The sequence below is a fragment of the Pseudomonas sp. EGD-AK9 genome, from assembly GCF_000465935.2.
In the GTDB taxonomy this organism is placed as follows: Bacteria; Pseudomonadota; Gammaproteobacteria; order Pseudomonadales; family Pseudomonadaceae; genus Aquipseudomonas.
Genome location: NZ_AVOF01000443.1, coordinates 1 through 2,258, shown reverse-complemented (window position 1 = coordinate 2,258; position 2,258 = coordinate 1). Strand labels below are relative to the sequence as shown.

The 2,258-nt window shown below is 70.5% G+C and carries 3 protein-coding genes; 2 read left to right on the top strand and 1 reads right to left on the bottom strand.

The annotated features are described in order from the left end of the window. Window positions 1–142: 142 nt before the first annotated feature. A complete protein-coding gene (locus tag N878_RS18260; protein WP_021445022.1) occupies window positions 143–997 on the bottom strand; it encodes a class I SAM-dependent methyltransferase in 855 nt (284 codons plus the stop codon). Window positions 998–1,062: 65 nt separating this feature from the next. Between N878_RS18260 and N878_RS18255 the strand changes: the two genes are divergently transcribed. Both N878_RS18255 and N878_RS18250 read left to right on the top strand, forming a co-directional pair. Beyond that, window positions 1,063–1,779: a DNA-3-methyladenine glycosylase gene (locus tag N878_RS18255; protein WP_031303449.1), complete on the top strand. Its 717-nt coding sequence runs from the start codon at window positions 1,063–1,065 to the stop codon at window positions 1,777–1,779. Continuing rightward, a partial coding sequence (locus N878_RS18250; protein WP_021445020.1) for a DedA family protein occupies window positions 1,776–2,258 on the top strand: 483 nt, incomplete at its 3' end. The genes N878_RS18255 and N878_RS18250, both read left to right, overlap by 4 nt.

The following is a 2,258-nucleotide window of genomic DNA, read 5'->3' as shown; positions in this document are numbered from 1 at the left end:
CGGGGCCTGGCCTTCGTCTTCCCGCACACCGACGCCGCGGCCAGCCAGGCGCTGGCCGCGCTGATCCACCCCGCTCCGCTGCCGGCAGCCGCCTGCGCCTAGCCCGGATGCAATCCGGGCTAGGTAAGCCCCTCGGGTCGCCCTACACCTGCGCCTGAATCACCCGCACCAGCCCGGGCACCCGCGCCGGCGGCAGGCCGAGGCTGAGCGTATCGGCGCTGGGGTCGAAGACCTGCACCGTGGCGAAACCGCAACGCTGGAAGCCCGCCACTATCTCGCCGTGATCCCGGTAGTGCAGCGGGTAGCTGCCGCGGGTCAGCCGGCCGATCAGCTCGACGCCCCAGCGCAGCTGGCGATAGCGCGGATGCTCGCGCAGGTCCGGGTACAGCTCGGTCAGGTAGGTGGCGCCGGCGAAACCGCGCAGCTCAGTGACCAGGCGGCTCCAGAAGCCTTCGATCAGCGCCAGCGGGAAGTAGTTGACCAGCCCTTCGGTGATCACCAGCACCGGCTGCCGGCGATCCAGCTCGGCGAACAGCGCGGCCAGGCTGTGACGGCCCTGCTCGGCGAGGATATCCACCGCGCGCACCTGGTGCTCGCCACCCAGCCAGCCCTCGCCGTGCAGCAGCAGGCGCTTGCGCGCGGCCATGGCCGGCAGATCCGCCTCGACATAACGCAGCTGCGGATAACGCGCGCAGAAGCGCCGGCCGCGCGGCGACAGGCCGCAGGCGATTTCCACCACCTGGCGCACACCGCCCTGCTCGATGGCGGCGGTGAGCTGCGCATCGATCTGCAGGTGGCGCTGCAGCAGGAAGGCCTCGATATCCAGGCCGAAGCCGACCCGCGCGCCCCAGGTGACGGGCCACAGCAGCTTGTGCACGAAACGGCCGAAGGCGGTGACGAAGGCCGGTTCGGCCAGGCGGTGGCGGTACCAGACGTAACCGGTGTAGTGCGCGGACGGGCTGATATGGGCGCTGCTGGCACGGCTGCGTTCAGGCATTTTTAAGGCTCTTATTGTTATGCTCGCGGCCCAGCCTAAGCCGCCGCGAGCCCCTACGACAGCCCATGCCCACCGAACCCACCCTTAGTTTGCCCTGGCCGCAGGCCCGCCCGCTGGCCGACGCCTTCTTCGACCGCGATGCCCAGCTGGTGGCGCGCGAGCTGCTCGGCAAGGTGATCCGCCACCGCGTCGGCGCGCTCTGGCTCAGCGCACGGATCATCGAGACCGAGGCCTATTACCTGGTCGACAAGGGCAGCCACGCCTCGCTCGGCTACACCGAGAAACGCAAGGCGCTGTTCGCAGATGGTGGGCACATCTACATGTATTACGCGCGCGGCGGCGACTCGTTGAACTTCAGCGCCCATGGGCCGGGCAACGCGGTGCTGATCAAATCCGCGCAGCCCTGGCTGGACGCCATCAGCGGAGAACCGGCGCTGGCGGCGATGCAGCGCAACAACCCGGCCAGCGACGGCTCGCCGCGCCCGCCGCAGCGTCTGTGCGCCGGCCAGACCCTGCTGTGCAAGGCACTGGGCCTCAAGGTGGCGGACTGGGACGCGCGCCGCTTCGACCCGCAGCGCCTGTTCGTCGAGGATGTCGGCGAGCGGCCGCAGCGCATCGTGCAGTGCGCGCGCCTGGGCATCCCCCAGGGCCGCGACGAACACCTGCCCTACCGCTTCGTCGATGCCGCCTTCGCCCGCCACTGCACGCGCAACCCGCTGCGCCGCGGCCAGGTCGAAGGCCAGGATTACCGCCTGTTGCCGAACGCAGGAGACGCGCCATGAGCGCCTGGCTGGAACACCTCACCGACTGGCTGGGCGGCAACCCCGAGTGGCTGGGACTGGCCATCTTCCTCATCGCCCTGTTCGAGTGCCTGGCCCTGGTCGGCATCCTCCTGCCCGGCGTGCTGCTGCTGTTCAGCGTCGCCCTGCTGGCCGGCAGCGGCGTGCTGACGCTGTGGCAGACCCTGCTGCTGGCCTATGCCGGCGGCCTGTGCGGCGACCTGCTGTCGTACAGCCTCGGCCGCCGCTTCAAAGAGGACATCCCACGCCTGCCGCTGCTGCGCCGCCACCCGGAGTGGGTGCTGCGCGCCGAGCTGTATTTCCAGCGCTACGGCATGGCCAGCCTGCTGGTGGGGCGCTTTATCGGCCCGTTGCGCCCGATGCTGCCGCTGGCCGCCGGCATGCTCGGCATGCCGCTGCCGCGCTTTATCGCCATCAGCCTGCTGGCCGCCGCCGGCTGGGCGGTGGCCTACCTGCTGCCC